Annotated in this window: 1 protein-coding gene; it reads left to right on the forward strand. The window is 77.1% G+C overall.

All coding sequences use genetic code 11. From position 1 onward, the window contains the following. Positions 1-840, forward strand: an 840-nt coding sequence (locus AC1DP0_RS22325; RefSeq protein ID WP_478088836.1) for a primosomal protein N' family DNA-binding protein, incomplete at both ends; no start/stop codon positions are given.

Raw genomic sequence — 840 nt, forward strand, 5'->3', positions numbered from 1 at the left:
CCTCAGGGCCGGTCGCTGCCGTCGTCGTGGAGACCCCGCTCGCCCACCTCGACCGCGTCTTCGAGTACGCCGTCCCCGACGACCTCGACGCCGGTGCCGTCCCGGGTGCCCGGGTGCGGGTGCGCTTCTCGGGACGCGAGCTCGACGGTTTCGTCGTCGAGCGCCGCGAGCAGCCCCAGCACGACGGCCGGCTGACGCCGTTGCGCCGCGTCGTCAGCCCCGAGYCGGTGCTGATCCCCGAGGTGCTGTCGCTGTGCCGGGCCGTCGCCGACCGGTATGCCGGCACGCTGAGCGACGTGTTGCGCCTGGCCGTCCCGAAGCGCCACGCCACGGCCGAGCGCACCCTGGCGATGGAGGCCCCGCCCCGGGAGGACGTCACGGCGCCCGGACCGGGCCCGTGGGCGACCTATCCCGCAGGTCCGGCGTGGCTGCGTCGCGTCGCCTCGGGGGAGGCGCCTGCGGCGGCGTGGGCCGCGCTCCCGGGGCGAACAGGTGACGCCGACTGGCCCGCGGCCCTGGCCGTCGCTGCCGCKACAGCCCTGGCGGCCGGCCGCGGCGCGCTCGTCGTCGTCCCGGACCACCGCGACGTCGACCGCCTCGACGCGGCGCTCACGGCCCTGCTCGGCAAGGGACGGCACGTGCGGCTCACCGCCGACCAGGGGCCCCAGGCCCGCTACACCGCGTGGCTCAAGGTGCTCCGGGGGCACGCCAGGATCGTCATCGGCACACGGGCCGCCGCGTTCGCGCCGGTGCACCATCTCGGGCTCGTCGCGTGGTGGGACGACGGCGACGACCTGCTCGCCGAGCCCCGCGCGCCGTACTTCCACGTCGGCGTCGTCC

Source organism: Terrabacter sp. P5_B1 (assembly GCF_056400505.1).